The organism is Bradyrhizobium australafricanum (assembly GCF_020329495.1).
Classification (GTDB): Bacteria; Pseudomonadota; Alphaproteobacteria; order Rhizobiales; family Xanthobacteraceae; genus Bradyrhizobium; species Bradyrhizobium australafricanum.
Genome location: NZ_JAGKJL010000036.1, coordinates 25,092 through 47,572, shown reverse-complemented (window position 1 = coordinate 47,572; position 22,481 = coordinate 25,092). Strand labels below are relative to the sequence as shown.

Sequence of the window (22,481 nt, the reverse complement as noted above, 5' to 3'; positions counted from 1 at the left end):
AGCTGGGTTTCTCGACGGCGGGCGGCCGATTTGGCGGGCCTGTCTCTTGACGGCTATCCTGTAAACCTCGTTGAGACATGTCAATCGCACTGTCGGGCAAATCGCGCCGCGACGCACTCAAAATGACGCCCTTGGCACTTTCCTGAGCAAATCCTATGCTTTGGAATTAACCGCACAGCACAAAACTGTAGCCGAACCGCTTTGAAAATGCTTACCTTTGCTGCGATGCGTTGCATTTTGCCCTGCGGCGATGCCGTAGGGTTCCAGGTTCTTCGGTGTTGAAGTGAGAGCCCATGGCAAAATCTGAACAACCGACCACGATCAAGAAATACGCGAACCGGCGGCTCTATAATACCGGGACGAGCACCTACGTGACGCTCGAGGATCTCGCGGCGATGGTGAAGGAAGGCGAGGATTTCCTCGTCTATGACGCCAAGACCGGCGACGACATTACCCGCTCCGTGCTCGCGCAAATCATCTTCGAACAGGAAAACAAGGCCGGGCAGAACCTGCTCCCGACCACTTTCCTGCGCCAGCTGATCCGCTTCTACGGCGACAGCATGCAGATGGTGGTGCCGAAATATCTCGAACAGTCGATCGAGACGCTGACCAAGGAACAGGAAAAATTCCGCAAGCAGATCGCGGGCGCGCTGAGCGGCACACCGTTTGCGCCGCTGGAAGAACAGGTCCGCCGCAACATGGAGCTGTTCCAGCAGACCTTCTCGATGTTCAAGCCGTTCGTGCCGCAACGCGGGGGCGGCGAGGCCGAGAAGGCGCCGGAGCCCACGCCCGATGACGGCAACATCGACGATCTTCGCCGCCAGATGAAGGACATGCAGGAACGCCTCGAGCGCATGTCGCAGCCGACGAAGAAGGACGAGTAGGTCTCGTTCAGGTCCGCTGCCAGCCCGGCCGACCTCCGGCCGCCATCGCTTCTGAAGTCCTGACGGCGGCTCTCGCCGACGTCGGGCGGTCGCCGTCTGATCGAGCATACCCTCGCGGGCGCGTCTATGCAGGCCGACGGCAGACGAGATCGATTTCGATCAACGCATCATAGGCGAGACCGGTGACGCCGACGCAGGTGCGGGCCGGCAGGCGGTCGGACGGGAAATAGCTGCGATAGGTCTCGTTCATCGCCGCATAATCTTCCTTGAAGCGCGTCAGATAGATGCGCGACATCACGATATGCTCGAGGCCGAGATCTAGGCCCGCAAGCACCACGCGCAGATTCTCCATCACCGCGCGGGTCTGCGCCACGATGCCCTCGGGCAATAGGCCGGGTGCGGCCGGCGTATCCGGCATCTGGCCGGTGACGAAAACGAAACCATCCGTCTCGACCGCGTGGCTGAACGGCGCGACCGGTTTCGGGCCGCCGGATATCATGTGAAACTGCAACGACGTCTCCTCGCCTGCTCTCTGATGGATCATGATGCGTTTCTACGGAATCGCATCATGATCTCATGTCTTTGTTCGAGCACGATCTTTCATGCTCTAGTTTTGCGGCGCGTGATCGAAGACGCGCTTGCTGAGAATGGCATGGACGCCCCAATTGCCGTCCACCACCTGCGTCACGCCGAAATCCACCGCCACCGACATCAGCGCGATCGCCTCGTCCTCGGTGAGGCCTTTGATGTTCATCAGGAAGCGCCGCATCTTGCGGAACGCATCCTTCATCGCGAGATCGAGCGACGAGGTCGCGTAAACCTCGCTCTGCCCCTTGGCGCCGAATTCGGCGAGATAGTTGGGATGACTGAAGCCCATCAGCACCCAGTCGGCTTCAGTCTCGATCAGCGGATAGGTAAGATCGGCGAAGGGCTGATTGGTAAGCTCGTTCTTCTTGTGCAGGATGACCTGGAACGTGCCGGTCATCGAACATTCGATGGCGGTGCCACCGAGTTCGCCGTCGCCCTGCGCAGCATGGGGATCGCCGACCGACAATAGCGCGCCCGGCACCGACACCGGCAGATAGACCGTCGAGCCCTTGCCGAGCCGCCAATTGTCGAGATTGCCGCCGAAATATGCGGGCGGGACGGAATCGACAAGCTCGGCCTCGCGCGGCGCAAGCGCGATGACTCCGAAATGCGGGCGCAGCGGAATGCGGATGCCGTCGAGCACGTCGTGGCGGCGCCGCACCGATGACGGCGGGATCGGAATGCCCGGATAGTCGTAAGTCTTGTGCAGCGTCCCGAACGGATCGGTCTGCGGCTCCCAGCGATAGGAATACAGCGCACGGGCATGCGGCGCGTCATCGTCGTCGACGATCTCGTAGATCGTCACCGCCTCATGGGCGTTCTGCTCGGCAAGGAACTCCTTGTAGTGATAGCCCCACCAGGCCGCGACGCTGCTGCCGAACACGCGGCCCTCGAAGTCCGGATTGCGGCTCGCGCGCGGCGCGATGTCGAGGATGCGGATTTCCAGTACGTCCCCTGGCTCCGCGTCCTTCACGGCCACCGGCCCGGTGCAAATGTGAACGCCGAATCCCTCGCCGGCGCCGCGGCCGTAGATCGAGGCATCGAGCGGGCCGGCGCCGCGGCGATCGACGTTCTTCCGATCGCGCGTCCAGTGGAACACGCTCTCCGCGCCTGGATCACCCTTGATCATGCGCTCGGGATCGTCGGAGGCGTGCTGGGTCAGCGTCTCAATGGTGATGGTGTCGCCGGAGCCGATCTCGACCTGCGGCGGCAACGAATGGCTGAAATAGCCCCAATGCACGCGCGAGGCATCCGCGGCGAGATGGTGATGGCGCGGCGCGTCCGCGATCTCCACGTCGTGCGCGTTGAACGGCGCAGCCGTCCTGCGCGCCAGCGCTGCGCGCCGGCTGCACAGCTGCGCCAGCGCCTGTTGAGGCCAGCCGCGTTGCACCGTGGCCGCGGATGCGGTCTGCCGCTCGGCTTCATGCTGGCGGAATTCGCGCGGCGACAGACCGAAGCGCTGGCGAAACGCGCGGCTGAAATGGGCAGAGTCGTTGAAGCCGACACGGAACGCGATCTCGGAAATCGAACGATGCGCCTCGGCGGGATTCGACAGATCGGCCCAGCTGCGCTGCAGCCGACGTTCGCGCAGGTAATGCGTGAAACTGGTGCCGGCCCCCTCGAACAGCTTTTGCAGATAGCGTTCAGAAATGCCCTCGGCACTGGCGATTTTGACCGGCGTCAGATCGGGTTCCTCGAGGCTGCGTTCGACGGTCTGGCACAGGCGATGCAGCGTCGCTGCCTTGGAAGCGCCGCCGCCGCGATCGCCCGCCGTCTCGCCGTGCTGACGCATGAAGGTCGGCAGCAGATCGGCGAGACTTCGCGCCAGCGCCGTCCATTCGACATCGGACAGCGCGTCGAGATCGCGCGCGGCGAGCTCCATCATCTGCGCGAATACGCTGCCAAAGCCGCCGGGCTGGAGCACCCGCACCTCGCCGCCTTGCAACGTGGCGCGATGGCGATGAGCCGGTTCGGACGTCACCGACAGCACTACCGCGCGCATCTCGCGCTGGAACGACACGCTCCAGTCCCCTGCGCGTGGCAGCAAGAGAAGATGCCGCGCAGCAACGATCTGATAACCGGTGGTCGTCTTCAGCGCCACCCCGTCTTCGAGCGGCAGCAGCACCAGCGGATGATCGGCCACAGCATCCGTGCGCGGCGACACCGATTGTGGCCCTGCCGAAAGCCTGGCCAGCGTCACGCCCTGAAAGCTGCGCCGCACCGCGATGGCATGGCCGGCATGGGTGCTCGTGGCGACCGTGGGCTGCAAGCCGACCGACGCCAGGACGTCCCGCCACGCCTCGGGGCGGTCGCCTTCGGAGTAGGATTCACTCGTGAACGGACGCAACCTCATGCATCGACCTTTATGGCCGAAGCGAAGCAATCTCCGTGCCATCCCCAAGGATGACACGTCCTGCCCAGTGGCCGGCGCGTGATCAGTCACACCGGAACACGTTCTTGCGGATGGTCCCGTGCACGCCCCAATTGGCGTCGACCACCTGCGTCACGCCAAAATCTGCCCCCACCGACATCAGCGAGATCGCCTCGTCCTCGCTGAGCTTGTGCACCGTCATCAGGAAGCGCCGCATCTTGCGAAAGGCGTCGCGCATGGCGCGGTCGAGGCTGGAGTGATTGGCGATTTCGAGCTGCGCATTGGCGCCGAGCTCGGCGAGATAGTTCGGGTAGGTGAAGCCGTAGACCGACCAGGCGTCAGGGGTTTCCAGCATCGGATGCGTCAGTCCTTCGAGCTGTGTGCCGCCGAGATCGCGATGCTTGTGCAGGATGAATTCGAAATCGCCGGTGAGCGAGGTCTCGATCGCCGTGCCGCCGAGCTCGCTGTCGCCCTGTGCGGCATGCGGATCACCGACCGAAAAGAACGCACCGGGCACCGCAACCGGATAGAACATCTTGGCACCCTTGCCGACGCGCCAGTCGTCGATGTTGCCGCCAGTATAGCTCGGCGGGATCGAGGAGACGAAATCCTGCTCCGACGGCGCGAGGCCCATGGTGCCAAAATGCAGCCGCGCGGGCACACGGACATTGCTCAGAACATTCTCGCGCTTGACGACGGTGGCGTGATCGACGCGGACGCCGGGATAATCGATGGTCGGGTGCACGATGCCATCAGGATCGGTCTGCGGCGTCCAGACATAATTGTAGACCGCTTTGGCGAAAGGCTCACCCGACGCGTCGAGCTCGAAGATCGTCACCACTTCGCGCGGCTTCGGCTCTTCGATCAGGTCGTGATAGTGAAAACCCCAATTGGCCGCGACGTTGGAGCCGAAGCATTTGCCGGCATGGCAGGCCTTGCAGGCCGGCCTCGGTCGCACGTCGAGAATGCGAACTTCCAGCACGTCGCCCGGCTCGGCGCCTTCGATCGCCACAGGACCGGTGAGCAGGTGCACGCCGACGCCTTCGCCGGAGCCGCGGATGAACGGCCCTTCGATGGGCCCCGAACCGCGCCGCACCACCGCCTTGTGCTCGCGCGTCCATTTGAACACGCTCTCGGCACCCGGATCGCCCTCGATCATGCGCTCGTAATCGTCATTGGCGTGATGCGTCAGCGTCTCGATGGTCGCGCGGTCGCCGGACTTCAGCGTCAATGCCGGCGCCACGACCTTGCTGAAATAGCCCCAATGCACAGTCTTCGCAGATACCGGCAGCAGATGATGTTTCACGCAGGGGTCCTCACGCGGATGGAAACGGAACGGGTTCTATTCATGCGACCTCGGCCTCCATGGCATTGAGGAAACGCTGCGCGACCGGATTGCGCGGATTGCTCAGCACCTCGTCGGCCGGGCCTTCCTCGACGATCGCGCCATCCGCCAGCAGCACCACGCGATCAGCGACTTCACTGGCGAAGCGCAGTTGATGGGTTGAGATGATCATGGTGAGGCCGTCTTCCACCGCGAGGCGACGGATCACTTCAAGGACCTCATTGACGAGTTCGGGATCGAGCGCTGAGGTCGGCTCATCCAGCAACAGCACGCTGGGATTCGGCGCGATCGCACGGGCGATGGCGACGCGCTGCTGCTGGCCACCGGAGAGATGCCGCGGCAGCGCATCGGCGCGGTGGCTGAGGCCGACGCGCCCGAGCAGTTCGGTCGCCCGGCGATCCGCATCGATGCGCGACACGCCATGCACCCAGCGCAGCGGCCCGGCGATGTTCTCCTTCGCGGTGAGGTGACCGAACAGGTTGAACTGCTGGAACACCATACCGACACCGACCTCGGCGCGCGCCTGCGCCAACAGTCGCGGCGACAGCGCCTTGCCGCTATCGCTGAAGCCGAGCCGGCGACCGCCGACCTTGATGCTGCCGTCGTTCCAGAGTTCGAGATTGTTGATGCAGCGGAGCAGCGTGCTCTTGCCGGAGCCGGACGGCCCGAGCAGCGCGACCACCTCGCCGATCCGCACCGTGAGATCGACGCCGGCGAGCACCATTTGCTTGTCATAGCTTTTGCGCAATGCGGCAACATCGACCGCCACATTGTTCCGCTTCAGGATCTCGTTGCGTTTGGCGCGATCGACACGCTCGGTCTGCGCCCGCGGCGGCGGCAATTCGGCGACACCGGCATCGGGCAAGATCTCGGGCGGCGCGTCCTCGGCCGCAGTCAGCGGATCATCGAGTCCCTGCGCGCGATACCACGGCATCATCCGCATCAGTTTGATCTGCTTCGATGCGCGGTCGAGATCGAACAGCCATTCGAGGAACAGCTGAATGCCGGCGATCGCCGCGGTAAGGAACAGATAGATCAGGCCCGAGGCGAAGAAGATCGAGAAGAAATCGAAGGTTGCCGACGCCATCTGGGTCGAACGCAACGTCAGCTCCTGCACGGCGATCACCGACGCCAGCGAGGAATTCTTCAGCGCGCTGACGGTCTCGTTGCCGAAAGCGGGGATCATCGAGCGGATCGCCTGCGGGGCGATGATCCGGCGCATCAGGACGCCGGGCGTCATGCCGAGCGCCTGCCCGGCCAGCACCTGGCCGCGATCGACGCCGAGCACGCCGGAGCGCAGCATCTCGGCGATGAACGGAGCTTCGTTGCAGGCCAGCGCGAGGCCGGCGGCGAGAATGGCCGGTAGCTTGATGCCGATCTGCGGCAGGGCATTATAGGCGAACACCATCTGCAGGATCAGCGGCGTGCCGCGAAAGATCACGGTGTAGACCCGGGCGAAGGACGCCAGCGCCTTGAAGCGGCTGAGTTGCATCCACGCCAGGATTACACCGAGGATCAGGCCGCCGAGCAGACCGAGGGCGGTGACCTGCAAGGTCGCCTGAATGCCCTCGATCATATACGGCATGGTCAAATAGTGGAGGAACAGCTCCATGGAGCATGTCGTCCTTTTTGCCGGTGCCGGGGCCTACTTGACCGTCAGCAGACCGGGCTCGATCAGGTTCTCCGGATCGAGATTCCACTTCTTCAGCAACGCGAGCTGATCGCCCGATTTGTAGATCTCGGTCAGCGCCGCCTTCACGGCATCGCGGAAGGCCGGCTTGTCCTTGGGCACGCCGATGCCGACCTTGTACGGGATCGTCACCGCGATAGCTTTTTCGAGCTTGTCCGGATAGGCCTTCACCGCATTGTCGACGGTGTTGACGTCGTTGACATAGGTGTCGGCGCGTCCGGCCAGGATCGCCTGGATGCAGTTGGCGTTGTTGTCGTAGAGCTGAATGGTCGGCTCAGGCTTGCCCTCCTTCTTGCACTCCGGCACGAGCGCCTGGATCAGCGGAACTTCAACGTAGCCTGTGTTCTCGGCCGCTGCCGCACCGCACATCGAGGTGTTGATGCCGGAGATCTTTTTCGGATTGCCTTTGGCGACCAATACGCCGTCGAACACCTTCGAATAGGTGATGAAGTCGGCCGCCTTGGCACGCTCTTCCGTGGCGTAGATGTCGGAGATCACAATGTCGGCCTGACCACTGGACAGCGTGGTCAGGAGTGCGGCGAAGGTCACCGCCTTGTAGGTCAGCTTGAAGCCGAGGCATTCGCCGATCTGCTCGCCGAGATCGATATCGAAGCCGACATATTTGCTCGGATCCTTCGGATCGATCGACTCGTAGCCCGGCGTATGCGGATTGATTGCGTTGACGAGGGTCTTGCCCTTCCAGTCCGGATACTTTGCCTGCAGCTCCGCACAGGCGGCCGGCGCAGCTGCCCTGGCGTCGGTTGGAGCACCGACGCCCACAACGAGCAATGCCCCTAACGCTGCGATATGCATGAGTTTGTACGCGCGCGGAAAAGATAACGTGACCATTCGATCCTCTTTCGACGTTGTCATGGCGCAAGCCACGGTCCAAACCTCGAAGAAGTAAACGGCGGTCTCCGGCGGAAAACTTGTCTAGGGACGCACAATTAATTGGATGAACTCCCGCCAAACCTTGGGCAGGACGCGCTCATATTTTGAGCAATCCCTTTGGCGGGTATCACGACCGATATTGTGAAACGGCCTATGGCCGCTTCAGCCCGTGGCGGGCACGGGCTTCTCCGCCGACGCGTTCCACGGGCGGTCCGGCGAGGCGAGGCCGATCAGGCGGCCCTGGATGAAGTCGCAGCCCCATTCGCGCAGCATCACGGCGGCTTCCTCGTCCTGCACCCATTCGGCGACCGTCTTGATCTCGAGGCGGCGCGCGAGATCGATCAGCGTCTGCACGAAGGCGCGGTCGTCGGCCGAACGCACGATGTTCTGCACGAAGGCGCCGTCGATTTTCACGATGTCGACGCCGAGCTTGCGCAAATTGCGGAACGAGGTGTAGCCGGCGCCGAAATCGTCGATCGCGATCCGGCTGCCGAAGTTCTTCAGGCGCGTGACAAAGCCGCGCACGTCGTCGATGTCCTGGATCGCGACCGTTTCGGTGATCTCGACGATCAGCCGCTCGCCGACGCCGGGATGCGCGCGCATCAAGGATTCGATGGTGGCCCACCAGTCCGGATCCATCGTGGTGTCGGGCGAGATGTTGAGGCTGAGCTGTACGCCGGGAGCGGCGGCGAGCTCGGCGATGGCGAGCTCCAGCACGCGGTGATCGACCAGCCGGATCAGGCCGAGCCGCTCGGCGACCGGCACGATATCGGGCGCGAGCAGCGCGCGGCCGTCGTCCTGCTCCATCCGGACCAGGCACTCGTAGAACGCCGGCTGCCGCAGGCGCGCATCGACCACGGGCTCGAAGCCGATCACGATGCGGCGCTCGTTCAGCGCGGTGACGATCTCGTCGGTGACGCGGATGTTGACGCGGCGCTGGGCGTCGCGCTCGACATTCGGCTTCCACAGCGCGAACGATCCGGCGCGGCGGCTCTTGGCCGCGTCCAGCGTCTCCTGGGCGCGATTGACCGCCTCCTCCGCCGACCTCGCATGGCGCGGAATGGTGACCGCGCCGATCGACACCGTCACCGACACCGGGCCGGACTTGGTCGGCACCACCTCGTCGCGAACCGCGGCGAGGAAGCGCTCGGCCGCGACATTGGTATCGTCGACGGTGCAGTTGCGCAGGATCAGGCCGAACTTGTTGCCGGAGAAGCGGCCGAGCATGTCGCCGCTGCGCAGCCGCGCACGAATCCGCTTCGCGACCTCGGCGATGACGGCGTCCGCGACATCGAAGCCGAAGGCATCGTTGACCCGCGCCAGATGATCGATGCCGATCAGCATGAAGGCGCAGGAGCTGCGGAAGCGCGCGCACTCCTCCATCGTTTCGGCGAGCGAGGCAATCAGATGAGTGCGGTTGAGCTCGTTGGTCAGCGGATCGTGCCGCGACAGCTTCAACAGCTGCTCGTCGCGGGCATGCCGCTCATTGTTGATGCGGACGACGCCCTGCACGCGCGCCGGCCTGCCGTCGGCGCCGGCAAACCAGCAGCCGGTCTCCTCGATCCAGATCACCGGCGCTGACGTGACGGCCCGCACGCCATATTCGATCCGGTAGGGAACGCCCTCCCCGCCGCGTACCGGCGCCGGCGCGCCCAGCGCATCTGTGCGAACCGAGCGCGACGGCTCGATCAGCTTGGCAAGCTCGGCGCCGCTCGCCAGCGCCGCGACCGGGATATCCGGGAAGACCGCCGCCACATTGTCGCTCCAGGCAATCGCATCGCTCGCCAGGTCCCAGGCGAATGTCGCTTGGCCGAGCGAGGCGAGGATGCTGGCAGCTGGCGGGACAGGGGGCATCGAACATGCCTCGATTTGGGACGGCGCCCGGTGATTCTACACGCTCTCAAGATAGTGGTTCCGGCGAATCCAACGCTAGGTGAAGTTGATAAATAATCTGGAAACCACGTTTCCGACTGTCCGGGAACGAACTGGGGACGGCGGGCATGACCCTTGCCACGGGGGTGTTGCGGAGGGACGCAACGTCCCAAACTATGACGCTCCAACGGGTCGCAGACGATGCCGGATATCGATCAATCGGAAATCCTCGACGGTGAGTGCACCAGCGATGCTGCGGCGGCCGGCACGGCGCTGGTGCCGCTGGCCGCGACCACCCATTGGGCGCCCAAGATCCCGCTGCCGCATGCCGATCCGTCGTTTGTGGCTCATCTGATCGCGACCGCCGCACACGAACCGCAGACGCGCGGGCAGCGACGTGGGTCATTGGCCGACGCGCAGAGCGCTTACGGCCCGCATGTCGACGAACGCCGCAGCGTGGCGCGGCGGACCCGGCAGATCATCTAGGAAAATATCAGCGCTGCGGCGCGTCCGACGGCGGATGGCCGCCCGGCTGCAAATCCGGCGAGGTCACGGTCGGCTTTGGCGCGGACTGATCGAGCAGCACGGATTCCGCAACCGACGTCGCCGAGGGGACCGGTGCGGCCGGAGGCGGCGCGGCAGGCGCCGGTGCGGCGACAGGCGCGGGCTCAGGCCGGGGCGCCGGCTCCGCTACGGGTGCAGGCTGCGGTGCCTCAGCTGCCGCAGGGTGCGCCCTGCCGGCGCTGGGCGCCGGTGCGACCACCGCACGGCGGCGGGTTCGCAGCGCAATTCCGGAAATGAAATCGACCAGCGCCAGCAGCGTGAGGAGGCCATAGGTCGAGTTGCCGAATTTCGGCCAGAGCACGAATTCGGCAGCGGCGGCGCCGAACACGATCAGCGACAGCAGATGGTCGGTGAGATATTTCGCGCCGGGGCGCGCGCCCTTGATGACCTCGAGCAGCAACAGCAGCACGGCGGCCGCGAGCAGCATGTCGCTGAGCGTGATCTGCCACTGCTCGCCCGACAGCAATGTCAGCCTGATCAGCGGGTCCGTGAACGACACGCCGGGCATCAGGAAAGCGATGATGTTGTAGACCGCGAGCGGAACGAGCAGCAGCGGAAAACCGACCATCGGGGCTTGCGCCTTATTCAGGGAGAACCAGCAATGCGGCGATGCTCATTGGCCTCGCCGCGGACGCGCCCGTCTTGGCCGCACTCGTTGACCGAATTCAGGCGCCGCGCCGCATGGCTGCGGCGCGTAGGCCAAATGTCCGATCAGGACTCTTTCTTGGCCTTCAGGACCTGGCGGCCCTTGTACATGCCGGTCTTCAGGTCGAGGTGGTGCGGACGGCGCAGTTCGCCGGAGTCCTTGTCCTCGACATAGGTCGGGGTCTTGATCGCATCGGCCGAACGGCGCATGCCACGGCGCGATGGCGAGGTTTTTCTTCTGGGAACGGCCATGACGGTGTCCTCTAGGGGTGTTGCGGAGGCATCGTCCGAAATGGGGGACGAGCGCACAGCGCTTCAAAGCGCCAGCTGCGATGCCGGTAAGGCCGCGCTTATAGAGGAAGGCACTGCGTAAAGCTAGGGCCGGAGACAGCAAAAAGCGTCCGAAATCGGCCTCAGGAGCCGCGATTTTCGCGCCAGCAGCGCGTCACGGAGTTGGCCCGGACCATATAGGTGGCGGACAGCCTGCGGACCCCCGGGCCGGGGTTCCGGGCGCTTCTTTTGACCGGATTGGGCAGGATCGCGGCCAAAAGCGCGGCCTCGCGGGCTGACAGCCCCCCGGCGGACCGGCCGAAGGCATATTGGGCGCCGGCTTCGGCGCCGAACTGGCCGGACGGGCCCATTTCCGCGATATTGAGGTAGATTTCCAGGATCCGCTGCTTGGGCAGCACGAGATCGATCCAGAGCGCCAGCGGCAGTTCCAGCCCCTTGCGGATCACGCTGCGGCCGGACCACAGGAACAGGTTCTTGGCCACCTGCTGGGTGATGGTCGAGCCGCCGCGGGCCACCTCGCCATCCTCGGCGTCGTCGAGCACCTCGCGCAGCGCGCCCCAGTCGATGCCCCGATGCTTGCAGAAATGGGCATCCTCCGAGCCGACCACGGACCGCGCCAGGTAGGGCGACATCGCGCCGAAATCGATCCAGTGCCGCGTCACCGGGGCCCCGCGCAGGGTCCGCCACGCCATCAGCGCCGAAACCGGATGGCCGGTGCGGTAGAACGGCGCCACCAGATACGGCAGCACCAGCAGGGCCAGCAAAAGCAGCAATAAAATTCGGACGATGCGCAAAACAGGGGTTTCCGGGGAGGACCATTCCAGGAAGGATTTGGGACCCGCCCGCCAGAACACGGCCGGCGCCGTCGACGTCTGCGGGATAATTCACGGTTTTTCCAGCACTTTTAAGGCGCATTCCGTCGCAGGGCGGGAATTGACGAAGCCGATGCCATCAACGATTGTCCGGCCGAAAATCGATCTGGAGCAATTCTTAATGACGACCGGTACTGCAGAGTTTTCTAAGCGGCTGGACCAGACCGCGGAGGATACCGAAGCCCTGCTCGCCAAACTGCTGTCCGACGCGACCGAAAGCGACGAAATCGTGCGCCCGAAGCGGCTGATCGAGGCCATGCGCTATTCGAGCCTCGGCGGCGGCAAGCGGCTGCGGCCGTTCCTCGCGGTCGAGAGCGCGGCGGTGTTCGGCATCCCACGCGAATCCGCGCTGCTGGTCGGCGCCGCGCTGGAATGCATCCACTGCTACTCGCTGATCCACGACGATCTGCCGGCGATGGACAATTCCGATCTGCGCCGCGGCCGCCCGACCCTGCACAAGGCCTATGACGACGCCACCGCGATCCTCGCCGGCGACGCGCTGCTCACCATCGCCTTCGACATCATCACCCGCGACGCGATCCACAAGGACGCCCAGGTCCGCCTGCTCCTGACCCGCGCGCTGGCGCGCGCCTCCGGCGTCGGCGGCATGGCCGGCGGCCAGATCCTCGACCTTGCCGGCGAAGGCCGCTTCGGCGACCGCGAGCCGGTCGACGTCGCGCGCCTGCAGCAGATGAAGACCGGCGCGCTGCTCCGTTTCGGCTGCATCGCCGGCGCGATCCTCGGCCAGTCCTCGCAAAAGGAGTACCAGGCGCTCGACGATTACGGCAAAGCGCTCGGTGAAGCCTTCCAGATCGCCGACGATTTGCTCGACGTCGAGGGCGACGCCGCCGCGCTCGGCAAGCCGGCCGGCGCTGACGCCGCGCTCGGCAAGACCACGTTCGTCACCCAGCTCGGCATCGATGGCGCCAAGCAGCGCGTGCGCGACCTCCTGGCGCGTGCCGACGCCGCGCTGTCGGTGTTCGGCGACCGCGGCGAGGTGCTGCGGGCGGCCGCCCGCTTCGTCGCCGAGCGCAAGAACTAGCCGAGAGCAACGCGCGAAATGAACAGGGAGATCGACGACCGCCTTGTTCGCTTCCGCAAGCTGCCGCTGCCGGTCCGCGTCGTCGTGGGCCGGCCGCGCACCTTCGGCTCGATCGCTTTCGGCATCCTGGCTGCGCTGCTGGTGCCGGGAGCACCGCGCATCGTCACGCGCCTGCTCGCGGGTTGGGATGCCTTCGCCGCGCTGTATCTCGTGCTTGCCTATGTGATGATGCTGCGCTGTGGCGTCGCCCATATCAAACGAAGCGCCATATTGCAGGACGACGGCCGTTTCCTGATCCTGCTGCTGACCGCGTTCGGCGCGCTGGCGAGCCTCGCAGCCATCGTGTTCGAGCTCGGCGCATCCAAAGGCAGCCCGGCCGGACTGGCGCTGGCAATCGTCACCATCACGCTGTCATGGGCCGTGGTGCACACCGCGTTCGCACTGCACTACGCCCATGAGTATTACCGCGGCAAGACGCCCGGCGGCCTGCAGTTTCCGAGCGGCGAGAAACATGTCGACGCCGATTACTGGGACTTCGTCTATTTCTCGTTCGTGATCGGCATGACCGCGCAGGTCTCCGACGTCGGCATCACCGGCAAGATCATCCGCCGCACCGCGACCGTGCACGGCATCATCTCGTTCGTGTTCAACACCGCGCTGCTCGCCCTGATGGTGAACATCGCCGCGAGCGCGATCTAGCCGCGCCGCCTGATGAGATGCCGTGCGCAAGGCGGTCGGCAAGGACGAAAAGCAGCACGCCGATGACGTCGCGCGAATTTATTCCCCGCCTTGCGTCACGTGCTCCTGATATTGCGGCAGATCGTCCGATATCGCGTACCACGGCGCCTTGGAGCCGACGAAGATGTGGGCGGTCGGCCGGATCGCCGGCGCATCGCGCAGCGTGCCCATCGCAACATGGACATAGGCGCCGTCACGGACCAGCGAATAGAGCAGCGAGCCGCAGCGGCTGCAATGCGCGTCGTGGGTGAGCTCATCGCCATAAATCAGGAGCCCATCAGCGCCGCTGACCACGGTGAATTTGTCGCGCGCGATTCCCGCGAACGGCTTGAACGCCGATCCCGTGGTGCGCCGGCAGTTCGAGCAGTGACAATTGAGCGCATAGGCAAACGCGTCGGCCACCTCGTAGCGCACGTCGCGGCAGAAGCATTCGCCGGTCAGGACATGTTCGTTCGAATTTGCAGATATGGTCACAACTCATCCCTCACGCAGAATTTTGTCGCCGGCCATGGCGCAATCCGGCGGTTCATGGCTAAATCCTAGAGCCCTTTCCGTTCCAATTGAATCGGAACGGGGGCTCCAGATTCGAGCTTTGACGCGTTTTCTTCACGCGAACCGGCACCCGCTTCGCTCGAAAACGCTCCAGCCGATCCAATCCTGCCGGGAGGACCAACCAATGAGCCAAGATCGATCCAGCGTCGAAAGCGTCGTGCAAACCTATTTCGACGGTCTCTACGAGAGCAATGCCGACAAGCTCGCCGAGGGTTTTCATCCGAGCGCCGATTTGCGCTGGGTGGAGAAGGGCGAGCTGAAGGTGCTGACCGTGCCGGACTGGCTTGCAATGGTGCGCAAGCGCACCTCGGCGAAGGCCGAAGGCAAGCCGCGTGAGGATTTTATCGTCACCATCGACCGCTCCGACGACAACACCGCCTTCATCAAGGTGCGCTGCCAGCTGCCGCCGCGCTATTTCACCGACTATCTGGTGGCGATGAAGCTCGCCGACGGCTGGCAGATCGTCTCGAAGTCATACCGCTACGACCTCAGGGATTGATCGACCGGGCGCGGCGCGCCCGCGACGGCTTTGTGACACGCCCCCCGCGGTCCGGCTCCGGCCGGACCGCATTGACTGGCACCGGTTTCCGGGCGAATTGAGCCCGTTATGGAAGCCAAATTTCAGATTTTTCTCACTTTGCTCGGCGTGCTGGCGGGAACCGCCCTGGTGGCGCGGCGGACCGATATCGCGCCCGCGATCCTGCTGCTGCTGGTCGGCATCGTGCTCGCCTTCGTGCCGGGCATGCCGTCGCTGGAACTGCCGCCCGAGCTGGTGCTGCTGGTGGTGCTGCCGCCGCTGATCTATTCGGCGAGCGTCGCGATGAGCTGGCGCGAGTTCAAGGCCAATCTGCGGCCGATCATCCTGCTGTCGGTCGGCTGCGTGATCTTCACCGCCTTCATGGTCGCGGCCGCGACCCATTATCTGATCGGCCTGCCCTGGAGCATCGGCTTCCTGCTCGGCGCCATCGTCGCGCCGCCTGACGTGGTCGCGCCGCTGGCGATCGCCCGCAGGCTCGGCATGCCCCGCCGCATCCTGGTGGTGCTCGAGGGCGAAGGGCTCGCCAATGACGCGACCGCGCTGATCCTCTACCGCTTCGCGCTCGCCGCGATCACCACCGGGCTGTTCTCGCTGCCGAAGGCGACCGGCACCTTCCTCGTCATCGTCGCCGGCGAGATCGCGTTCGGCACCGCGGTCGGCTGGCTCAGCCTGCGCGCCCGCCGCCGCGCCAGGGATCCGCAGGTCGAGATCACGCTGTCGCTGATCACGCCCTATCTCGCCTACTGGATCCCCGAGCATTTCGGCGGCAGCGGCGTGATCGCGACCGTCGCCTGCGGCCTCTACATGAGCTGGAACGGACCGCTGCTGATCTCGGCCGCGACGCGCCTGCAGGGCATCTTCTTCTGGGACCTGATCATCTATCTGATCGAGGGCCTGCTGTTCCTCCTGACCGGCTTCCAGATGCGCTCGCTGTACGAGAAGTCGAAGTCGTTCCCGCTGCACGACATCCTCACCGCGACCGTGCTGGTCGCCGTCATCGTGATCGTGGCGCGCTTCGTCTGGGTGTTTCCCGGCACCTATCTGCCGCGCTGGATCAGCGCCCGCGTGAGCGAGCGCGATCCGCTGCCGTCGTGGCGGGCGGTGTTCGTGGTCGCCTTCACCGGCGTGCGCGGCGCGGTCTCGCTCGCCGCGGCGCTGGCGCTGCCATTGACATTGCCGAGCGGCGACGCCTTCCCGTATCGCGACCTGATCCTGTTCGTCGCCTTCGGCGTGATCTTCGTGACGCTGGTCGGGCTCGGCCTCACCTTGCCGCCGGTGGTGCGCTGGCTCGGCCTCGCCAGGGACGGGCGCAGCGAGCACATCGCCGAGCACGAGCAGGAGATCGCGGCGCGGCGCGAGGCGCTGAACGCCGCGCTGAAGTCGCTCGATGCCATCACCGACGACCGCGAGCTTTCCGACGAGGTCATCAAGCTCTTGCGCTCGCGGCACGAGATCCGCATCAACCAGCTGCCCGACTCGCTCAATCCCGACACGCACGACGTCTCCGCCACCGGCACCGAGCTGACGCGGGAGCTGATCGCCTCCGAGCGCAAGTTCATCCATATGCTGCTGCGCGACGGCAAGATCACCGACGAGACCAGGCGGCGGATCGAGCGCGACCTCGACCTCGAGGAAGCCAGCCTCGCCAACCGCGAGTATCGCAGGATGCCGTTGTAGCGCGTGTAGCGCGCGGTATCCCTCCCCACGTCGTCCCGGCGCAGGCCGGGACCCATAACTACCGTCGCTGGTTTGGCGAAGGTTGGGGCCACAGCGCATCTCAATAATATCCAACGGTGGTTATGGGTCCCTGCTTTCGCACTAGGGCATTTACACATCTCTTCGAGGCTAGAAAACCGACTCATCATCAAGGGGTTAGCTACTAGGCGAGAGCCGAAATCGGCGGGCGCAACCCTAGTGCAGATGAGTAAGTTCTCTGCGGTTTTCGGCCAACTCTTTGAGAAGACTCCGGAAAGACTGCGGAGGATATGTATATACGCTAGTGCTTTCGCAGGGACGACGGTGCCCTACTCCGCCGCGGCGTTCTGGCCGGGACCGCCGACGAAGCCGGCGGGATCGCCGAACCGCTCGATCATGACGGCGGTGAGGTCCTTGGTCTTGCTGGTGACGCAGGCGCCGGAGCGCACGGTGTAGCGGTCCTGATGCTGAGCATGCGGCGGCGCCTCGCCCTTCTGCAGCGCGCGGGCCGCCTCCATCATGAGCTTGCGGAAATGCATGATGCCGAGATCGGTCGGGCCGAGATGCTCGCGGGTGCGGTCGGCGATCGGGCCCTGGCTGTCCTGCACCGCGGCGTCTTGCTCGGAGACGCCCTTGATGCCGGTGTAGCTTTTGGTCCGCTGCAGCTTGCGGTCGATCAGATAGTCGTTGGCCTTGTTGCGCAGTGGCACGTAGTTCTCGTCGACGACAGCCATCACGCCATTGCCGTTGGCGTAGCCTTCGCGCTCGGCATCGGTCAGCGGCCGGTGCGGATTCCACGCATAGGTGTAGATCCAGCAATTGGTGTCGGTGACCGGCACGAAGGTCTGGCCGAACATGTTCTCGCCCGGCATCGAGCTCGGCACGTAGCTGTGGAACGGCATCAGAAACTGGGCGATGCGCCAATAGATGTTGTCGCTGCCGGTGAGCCGTCCGCCCGCCACCGTGAGGCCGGCCTCATGCGGATTGATCTTGATCACCGGGCGCGGATCCTCGGCGATCCAGCGCATGTGATCGGTCGCGACCCGCGTCAGCGGGTTCACGAAATGCTTCTTGATGTCGAGGATCTCGTTCTCCTCCTTCTCGAAGGAGAGATGCGCGAAGGTGAAATGCGCGGTGTCGATCGAGCCTTCCACCGCCTGCACCCAGTTGCAGTCCTGCCACTTCTTGGTGACGAAGCGGTGCGAGGCCTGCAGCAGCGCCATCTCCAGCGCCGGCAGTTCAGGCATCTGATCGGCCGGGCCCATATAGGCCCAGATCATGTCGCCCCATTCACGCACCGGATAGGACTTGATCCGGATCATGTCCTTTGCGTTGAGGTCCGGATACGACGTCGGCATGTCGATGCAGCGGCCGTCGGTGTCGAACTTCCAGCCGTGATAGACACAGCGGATGCCGCATTCCTCGTTGCGGCCGAGCCAGAGATTGGCGCCGCGATGCGGGCAGTACTGGTCGATGACGGCGACCACGCCCCTCGTGTCGCGGAAGGCGAGCAGCTCCTCGCCCATCACCACGATCTTCTTCGGGTCGCTGTCCGGTTCCGGCAGCTCCTCCGACAGCAGCACCGGAATCCAGAACCGCCGCAGCAACTCGCCCATGCCGGTCCCCTCACCGGATTCGGTGAGGAATTTGTTGTCCTCGGCGCGAAGCATGGGCGGTCTCCCGATTTATTTTTCGCTGTAGTTCGTAGGATGGGTGGAGCCAACGGGGCCGCGCGTTGCGCGGACCCGTTGGCTCTACCCATCCTACGCACCACGCAATTCCTCACACCGGCCGCTCTCCCTTCACGGTCACGCGGGTGCCGGAGCGGGTGTGCGGCCAGTAATCCCACATCGCGCGGTGCTGGGCGCAGCGGTTGTCCCAGAACGCGATCGCGTTCTCGGTCCAGCGGAAGCGGCACTGGAACAGCGGGTTCTCGGCGTGCTGGTAGAGATAGGCCAGCATGGCGTCGCTCTCGTCGCGCGGGATGCCGACGATGAAGCGGGTGAAGCCGCGATTGACGTAGAGTGATTTCTTGCCGGTCACCGGATGGGTGCGGACCACCGGATGCTCGGCGCGGGGATATTCCCGTTTGTCGGCGACGCCGTAGTTCGCATACAGGCCGCGATAGGTCTGCTCGCCGTCATGCAGCGCGGTCAGCCCGTCGAGATAGGCCTTCATGCGGTCCGACAGCGCCTCATAGGCGGCGTACATGTTGGCGAACAGCGTGTCGCCGCCGCGCGGCGGGCACTGCTTGATGTAGAGGATCGAGCCCATCGGCGGCTCGAGGTCGCAGGACACGTCGGTGTGCCAGCCCTCGCCATTGGCGCGCGGTGAATCCTTGTCGGCGTAGATCTTCATCAGCGCCGGATCGCCCTCATTGGGCGCGGCGGGGTGCACATGCAGCTCGCCGAACTTGCGGCCGAAGGCGAGATGCTGGTCGGGGCTGATGTGCTGGTCGCGGAAGAAGATGACGAGGTTTTCGGCGAGCGCGCGATGGATCTCGTCCATCTGGCGGTTGGAGCGCGCATCGTCGCCAACGAGCCTGCCGATATCGACGCCGGAGATCTCCGCGCCGATGATCGGCGTCAGCTTCTCGACGCCGATGGTCTCATAGGGCTCGGATTGGTCGGCGAGGTGGCGATAGCGCGGACCCTGCTTGCCGGATAGCGAGCTCATGGGCGTTCTCCCAATCATTCTTGATTGGGAGCATGGTAACGCGCATCGACGGAAGCGCAATCTGCGCCTCAAACATATCTGTCGTCCCGGACAAGCGCAGCGAAGCGGAGCGCAGATCCGGGACCCATCATCACAGGATCGGGTTTTGCGAAGGCTGGTAACCCACGTCTCGCATCACAATTACCGCCGGTGGTTATGGGTCCCGGCTCCCGTGCGCAATTGCGCACTAGGCCGGGACGACGGCGGAATGTGTTGCGCGGAGTGAAACTACTCCGCGGCGCCGGCCTGCTCCGGGAGCTTGGCGCCGTTGCCGTAGCGCTGGTCGATATAGTCGATCACCAGTGCCTTGAAGTCAGCGGCGATACCCGGACCGCGCAGGGTACGGAACTTCTTGCCGTCGACGAAGACAGGCGCGGCCGGCGCTTCGCCGGTGCCGGGCAGCGAGATGCCGATATTGGCGTGCTTGGATTCGCCGGGGCCGTTGACGATACAGCCCATCACAGCGACGTTGAGCTGCTCGACACCCGGATACTTGGTCTTCCAGGCCGGCATCTCGTCGCGGATGAAATCCTGGATCGAGCGCGCCAGCTCCTGGAACGTGGTCGAGGTCGTGCGGCCGCAGCCCGGGCAGGCCGCAACCAGCGGCACGAAGGTACGGAAGCCCATGGTCTGCAGCAATTCCTGCGCGACCTGCACTTCCAGCGTGCGGTCGCCGCCGGGCTCCGGCGTCAGCGAGATGCGGATGGTGTCGCCGATGCCCTGCTGCAGCAGGATGCCGAGCGCAGCCGAGGAGGCGACGATGCCCTTCGAGCCCATGCCGGCCTCAGTGAGGCCGAGATGGATCGCATAATCCGAGCGGCGCACGACTTCCTGATAGACCGCGATCAGATCCTGCACGGCGGAGACCTTGGCCGACAGGATGATCCGGTTCTTCGGCATGCCGAGCTCTTGCGCGCGCGCCGCCGACAGCAGCGCCGACTGCACCATCGCCTCGCGGGTCACCGCGCGGGCATCGCGCGGATTCGCGGACGCCGTGTTCTCGTCCATCAGCTTGGTGAGCAGCTCCTGGTCGAGCGAGCCCCAATTGGCGCCGATGCGCACCGGCTTGTTGTTCTTGTTGGCGATCTCGATGATGTCGGCGAACTGGGTGTCGCGCTTGTTCTTGAAGCCGACATTGCCGGGATTGATGCGGTACTTGTCGAGCGCCTCGGCGCAGGCCGGATATTCGGCGAGCAGCTTGTGGCCGATATAGTGGAAGTCGCCGATCAGGGGCGTGGTGATGCCGCGCTTGCGCAGGCCGTCACGGATGTGCGGCACGGCAGCGGCGGCTTCCTCGCGGTCGACGGTGATGCGGACCATCTCGGAGCCGGCGCGGGACAGCGCGGCAACCTGGGCGATGGTGCCGTCGACATCGGCGGTGTCGGTGTTGGTCATCGACTGCACGACGATCGGCGCGCCGCCGCCGACGGCGACGTTGCCGACCATGACCTGCGTGGTTTGGTGCCGCGGCGCGGGGCCGGCGACGTCATCTTGCGGCAAAATCTCGGGCTTGTTCATGGCGTCTCGAATATCAGGTTTTGGTGACATTCACCAAGGGGGCGATGGGCCTCGCGCGCGGCGGGCCAAACGATCGTGTTTCGGAGTGAATTCAATAGCTTATGGCGCCGATTGAGGCCAAACGCAAGCCATGCAGCGGCGTCCTGCATGCCCCGCTATATTGGACCGGATTGGGGTGAATCAAAGGGCAAAGTGACAGCTTTTCATGTGATCTGGCGCATCTTAGCATCCCGTTAAACACACACCGGGAGGACGCAAAATGGCCGGCAACAGCGAGCTGATCACCACGGCGGAACTTGCCGAGATCCTGACCCGGCCGGACCTTCGCCTGTTCGACTGCACGACCTATCTGGAGCCGGCCCCCGCCGGCAGCAACGTTCCCTATATTGTCGTCTCGGGCCGCCAGACGTTCGAGGCCGGCCACATCCCGGGCGCGAATTTCCTGGATTTGCAGGCCGAATTCTCCGAGGCCAATACCCATCTGCGTTTCATGATGCCGCCGACAGCGCAGCTCGAAGCCGCGTTCGGCCGCCACGGCATCTCGGCGGGCAGCCGCGTCGTGCTCTATTCGATCGGCACCGCAATGTGGGCGACGCGGTTCTGGTGGATGCTGCGCTCGCTCGGCTTCGAGGGTGCCGCCGTGCTCGACGGCGGCATCGACAAATGGACCGCCGAAGGACGCGACATCGAGACCGGACTTGCCGGCGGCTATCCGCCGGCGACGTTTCCGGCGCGGCCGAAGGACGGCATGTTCGTCGACAAGCATGACGTGCTCGCCGCGACCACGGAGGGCGACACCGTCATCGTCAACGCGCTCGGCCCGCAATTCTACAAGGGACTGGAGCCGAGCCGTTACGGCCGGCCCGGCCGCATCCCCGGCAGCGTCAGCGTGCCGGCGGCGACCTTGATCGATCCCAAGGCCAAGACGTTCGTGCCGCTTGAGGAGGCCGAAGCAATCTTCGCCGCGCAAGGCATCACCAGGGACAAGCGCGTCGTCGCCTATTGCGGCGGCGGCATCTCCGCGACCATCGACCTGTTCCAGCTGCATCGGCTCGGCTACGACAATCTCACGCTCTATGACGGCTCGATGGGCGAATGGGCGAAGGATGAGTCCCTGCCAATCGAGAGGGGGTAGTGGGGAAGCGCGATGTCTCCTCCGTCGTCCTGGCGAAGGCCAGGACCCATAACCACCGAATTTGCTTGTGAACGGGAAAGCGGCCCCCAGCGCCGCGCGACAACCGACAGTTGGGGTGATGGGTCCTGGCCTTCGCCAGGACGACGCTGAATGTTTGGCGCGCCGATGAGGCATACATCCGCATTCTCGCGACACGAATCGTCGGAGTCTTGAGGCGATCAAGCCGGCTTCTTGACGATCTCAAGGCCTCGGGCCGCCAATTCCTTCAAGATGCTCCGTGCGAGGTGGGAGCACTCATCCGGCTTGATCCAGCACGCGCTCCGCCAGTCCGGATCATCCTCCTTGGAGTATGCGGTGAACGCGGAGCGAATACCGGCTTCAATTGCATCGGTGGCATCGATTGGCATCGGCGCGCCTCCAACGGCATCCCTCGCATGGGAGCCTTCGTGGAGGCGATGTTGACGTAAATCGATACCGTCCGCAATTGCGCCTGAAGGCCACAATTGTCCGCTCAGCAATAGGGAAACGTAAATCT

21 protein-coding genes are annotated in these 22,481 nt (G+C 64.6%); 7 read left to right on the top strand and 14 right to left on the bottom strand.

Going from position 1 to position 22,481, the window contains the following annotated elements; all coding sequences use genetic code 11:
• Window positions 1–293: 293 nt before the first annotated feature.
• Entirely contained in the window at window positions 294–884 is a 591-nt protein-coding gene (gene phaR / locus J6525_RS28055) for a polyhydroxyalkanoate synthesis repressor PhaR (protein ID WP_016841133.1), read from the top strand.
• Window positions 885–1,008: 124 nt separating this feature from the next.
• Here phaR and J6525_RS28050 read toward each other — a convergent pair whose 3' ends face one another.
• From J6525_RS28050 to J6525_RS28025, 6 genes are all read right to left on the bottom strand, one after another.
• Complete coding sequence (locus J6525_RS28050) at window positions 1,009–1,395, bottom strand: RidA family protein (protein ID WP_225162692.1); 387 nt, start codon at window positions 1,393–1,395, stop codon at window positions 1,009–1,011.
• Between the two features lie 96 nt (window positions 1,396–1,491).
• Entirely contained in the window at window positions 1,492–3,825 is a 2,334-nt protein-coding gene (locus J6525_RS28045; protein WP_225647079.1) for an acetamidase/formamidase family protein, read from the bottom strand.
• Between the two features lie 82 nt (window positions 3,826–3,907).
• Window positions 3,908–5,149, bottom strand: a complete 1,242-nt coding sequence (locus J6525_RS28040; protein WP_225647078.1) for an acetamidase/formamidase family protein — start codon at window positions 5,147–5,149, stop codon at window positions 3,908–3,910.
• Between the two features lie 40 nt (window positions 5,150–5,189).
• Complete coding sequence (locus J6525_RS28035; protein ID WP_225647077.1) at window positions 5,190–6,800, bottom strand: amino acid ABC transporter permease/ATP-binding protein; 1,611 nt, start codon at window positions 6,798–6,800, stop codon at window positions 5,190–5,192.
• Window positions 6,801–6,833: 33 nt separating this feature from the next.
• Window positions 6,834–7,727: an ABC transporter substrate-binding protein gene (locus J6525_RS28030; protein ID WP_076824695.1), complete on the bottom strand. Its 894-nt coding sequence runs from the start codon at window positions 7,725–7,727 to the stop codon at window positions 6,834–6,836.
• Between the two features lie 204 nt (window positions 7,728–7,931).
• Window positions 7,932–9,623, bottom strand: coding sequence for a bifunctional diguanylate cyclase/phosphodiesterase (locus J6525_RS28025; RefSeq protein WP_225647076.1), 1,692 nt, complete (start codon window positions 9,621–9,623; stop codon window positions 7,932–7,934).
• Between the two features lie 219 nt (window positions 9,624–9,842).
• On the opposite strand from J6525_RS28025, the gene J6525_RS28020 reads away from it, so the two are divergent.
• Complete coding sequence (locus tag J6525_RS28020; RefSeq protein ID WP_225647075.1) at window positions 9,843–10,127, top strand: hypothetical protein; 285 nt, start codon at window positions 9,843–9,845, stop codon at window positions 10,125–10,127.
• Window positions 10,128–10,134: 7 nt separating this feature from the next.
• Here J6525_RS28020 and J6525_RS28015 read toward each other — a convergent pair whose 3' ends face one another.
• The 3 genes from J6525_RS28015 to mtgA all read right to left on the bottom strand — a co-directional run bounded on the left by J6525_RS28015 (window position 10,135) and on the right by mtgA (window position 11,935).
• Complete coding sequence (locus J6525_RS28015) at window positions 10,135–10,773, bottom strand: hypothetical protein (RefSeq protein WP_057015581.1); 639 nt, start codon at window positions 10,771–10,773, stop codon at window positions 10,135–10,137.
• A gap of 143 nt (window positions 10,774–10,916) precedes the next feature.
• Entirely contained in the window at window positions 10,917–11,102 is a 186-nt protein-coding gene (gene rpmF / locus J6525_RS28010) for a 50S ribosomal protein L32 (protein ID WP_021077536.1), read from the bottom strand.
• Between the two features lie 161 nt (window positions 11,103–11,263).
• A complete protein-coding gene (mtgA, locus tag J6525_RS28005) occupies window positions 11,264–11,935 on the bottom strand; it encodes a monofunctional biosynthetic peptidoglycan transglycosylase (protein ID WP_225647074.1) in 672 nt (223 codons plus the stop codon).
• A 199-nt stretch (window positions 11,936–12,134) separates the two neighbouring features.
• Here mtgA and J6525_RS28000 point away from each other — a divergent pair, with 199 nt between their 5' ends.
• Together J6525_RS28000 and J6525_RS27995 are read left to right on the top strand one after the other, a co-directional pair.
• A complete protein-coding gene (locus tag J6525_RS28000; RefSeq protein WP_057015582.1) occupies window positions 12,135–13,055 on the top strand; it encodes a polyprenyl synthetase family protein in 921 nt (306 codons plus the stop codon).
• An 18-nt stretch (window positions 13,056–13,073) separates the two neighbouring features.
• On the top strand, window positions 13,074–13,754 hold the full coding sequence (locus J6525_RS27995; RefSeq protein WP_225647073.1) for a DUF1345 domain-containing protein: 681 nt from the start codon (window positions 13,074–13,076) through the stop codon (window positions 13,752–13,754).
• A gap of 78 nt (window positions 13,755–13,832) precedes the next feature.
• Here the strand turns inward: J6525_RS27995 and J6525_RS27990 are convergent, their stop codons facing one another.
• Window positions 13,833–14,267 (bottom strand): GFA family protein, encoded by a 435-nt coding sequence (locus J6525_RS27990; protein WP_225647072.1) that lies wholly within the window; start codon window positions 14,265–14,267, stop codon window positions 13,833–13,835.
• Window positions 14,268–14,469: 202 nt separating this feature from the next.
• On the opposite strand from J6525_RS27990, the gene J6525_RS27985 reads away from it, so the two are divergent.
• Window positions 14,470–14,844 (top strand): nuclear transport factor 2 family protein, encoded by a 375-nt coding sequence (locus J6525_RS27985; RefSeq protein WP_225647071.1) that lies wholly within the window; start codon window positions 14,470–14,472, stop codon window positions 14,842–14,844.
• A 108-nt stretch (window positions 14,845–14,952) separates the two neighbouring features.
• Window positions 14,953–16,560, top strand: coding sequence for a Na+/H+ antiporter (locus tag J6525_RS27980; protein WP_225647070.1), 1,608 nt, complete (start codon window positions 14,953–14,955; stop codon window positions 16,558–16,560).
• A 347-nt stretch (window positions 16,561–16,907) separates the two neighbouring features.
• Here the strand turns inward: J6525_RS27980 and J6525_RS27975 are convergent, their stop codons facing one another.
• The 3 genes from J6525_RS27975 to ispG all read right to left on the bottom strand — a co-directional run bounded on the left by J6525_RS27975 (window position 16,908) and on the right by ispG (window position 20,811).
• The gene (locus tag J6525_RS27975) at window positions 16,908–18,248 is read right to left on the bottom strand and encodes a Rieske 2Fe-2S domain-containing protein (protein ID WP_225647069.1); all 1,341 of its coding nucleotides are present in this window, start codon (window positions 18,246–18,248) and stop codon (window positions 16,908–16,910) included.
• Window positions 18,249–18,360: 112 nt separating this feature from the next.
• Window positions 18,361–19,254 carry a TauD/TfdA dioxygenase family protein gene (locus J6525_RS27970; RefSeq protein WP_092120270.1) on the bottom strand — a complete coding sequence of 298 codons (894 nt, stop codon included), beginning with the start codon at window positions 19,252–19,254 and terminating at the stop codon, window positions 18,361–18,363.
• Window positions 19,255–19,521: 267 nt separating this feature from the next.
• The gene (ispG, locus tag J6525_RS27965; RefSeq protein ID WP_028338143.1) at window positions 19,522–20,811 is read right to left on the bottom strand and encodes a flavodoxin-dependent (E)-4-hydroxy-3-methylbut-2-enyl-diphosphate synthase; all 1,290 of its coding nucleotides are present in this window, start codon (window positions 20,809–20,811) and stop codon (window positions 19,522–19,524) included.
• Between the two features lie 259 nt (window positions 20,812–21,070).
• Between ispG and J6525_RS27960 the strand changes: the two genes are divergently transcribed.
• Entirely contained in the window at window positions 21,071–21,946 is an 876-nt protein-coding gene (locus J6525_RS27960) for a sulfurtransferase (RefSeq protein ID WP_225647068.1), read from the top strand.
• Window positions 21,947–22,164: 218 nt separating this feature from the next.
• Here the strand turns inward: J6525_RS27960 and J6525_RS27955 are convergent, their stop codons facing one another.
• Window positions 22,165–22,353, bottom strand: coding sequence for a hypothetical protein (locus J6525_RS27955; protein WP_038387623.1), 189 nt, complete (start codon window positions 22,351–22,353; stop codon window positions 22,165–22,167).
• Between the last annotated feature and the right edge of the window lie 128 nt (window positions 22,354–22,481).

Excerpts from the sequence above, each read along its gene's own strand:
- J6525_RS27995 (WP_225647073.1), top strand. The coding sequence starts at position 13,074 with ATGAACAGGGAGATCGACGACCGCCTTGTTCGCTTCCGCAAGCTGCCG.
- J6525_RS28035 (WP_225647077.1), bottom strand. The coding sequence starts at position 6,800 with ATGGAGCTGTTCCTCCACTATTTGACCATGCCGTATATGATCGAGGGC.
- J6525_RS27980 (WP_225647070.1), top strand. The coding sequence starts at position 14,953 with ATGGAAGCCAAATTTCAGATTTTTCTCACTTTGCTCGGCGTGCTGGCG.
- J6525_RS28025 (WP_225647076.1), bottom strand. The coding sequence starts at position 9,623 with ATGCCCCCTGTCCCGCCAGCTGCCAGCATCCTCGCCTCGCTCGGCCAA.
- J6525_RS28030 (WP_076824695.1), bottom strand. The coding sequence starts at position 7,727 with ATGGTCACGTTATCTTTTCCGCGCGCGTACAAACTCATGCATATCGCA.
- J6525_RS27985 (WP_225647071.1), top strand. The coding sequence starts at position 14,470 with ATGAGCCAAGATCGATCCAGCGTCGAAAGCGTCGTGCAAACCTATTTC.
- J6525_RS28045 (WP_225647079.1), bottom strand. The coding sequence starts at position 3,825 with ATGAGGTTGCGTCCGTTCACGAGTGAATCCTACTCCGAAGGCGACCGC.
- J6525_RS27960 (WP_225647068.1), top strand. The coding sequence starts at position 21,071 with ATGGCCGGCAACAGCGAGCTGATCACCACGGCGGAACTTGCCGAGATC.
- ispG (WP_028338143.1), bottom strand. The coding sequence starts at position 20,811 with ATGAACAAGCCCGAGATTTTGCCGCAAGATGACGTCGCCGGCCCCGCG.
- J6525_RS27955 (WP_038387623.1), bottom strand. The coding sequence starts at position 22,353 with ATGCCAATCGATGCCACCGATGCAATTGAAGCCGGTATTCGCTCCGCG.
- rpmF (WP_021077536.1), bottom strand. The coding sequence starts at position 11,102 with ATGGCCGTTCCCAGAAGAAAAACCTCGCCATCGCGCCGTGGCATGCGC.
- J6525_RS27970 (WP_092120270.1), bottom strand. The coding sequence starts at position 19,254 with ATGAGCTCGCTATCCGGCAAGCAGGGTCCGCGCTATCGCCACCTCGCC.
- J6525_RS28000 (WP_057015582.1), top strand. The coding sequence starts at position 12,135 with ATGACGACCGGTACTGCAGAGTTTTCTAAGCGGCTGGACCAGACCGCG.
- J6525_RS28020 (WP_225647075.1), top strand. The coding sequence starts at position 9,843 with ATGCCGGATATCGATCAATCGGAAATCCTCGACGGTGAGTGCACCAGC.
- phaR (WP_016841133.1), top strand. The coding sequence starts at position 294 with ATGGCAAAATCTGAACAACCGACCACGATCAAGAAATACGCGAACCGG.
- J6525_RS28015 (WP_057015581.1), bottom strand. The coding sequence starts at position 10,773 with ATGGTCGGTTTTCCGCTGCTGCTCGTTCCGCTCGCGGTCTACAACATC.
- J6525_RS27975 (WP_225647069.1), bottom strand. The coding sequence starts at position 18,248 with ATGCTTCGCGCCGAGGACAACAAATTCCTCACCGAATCCGGTGAGGGG.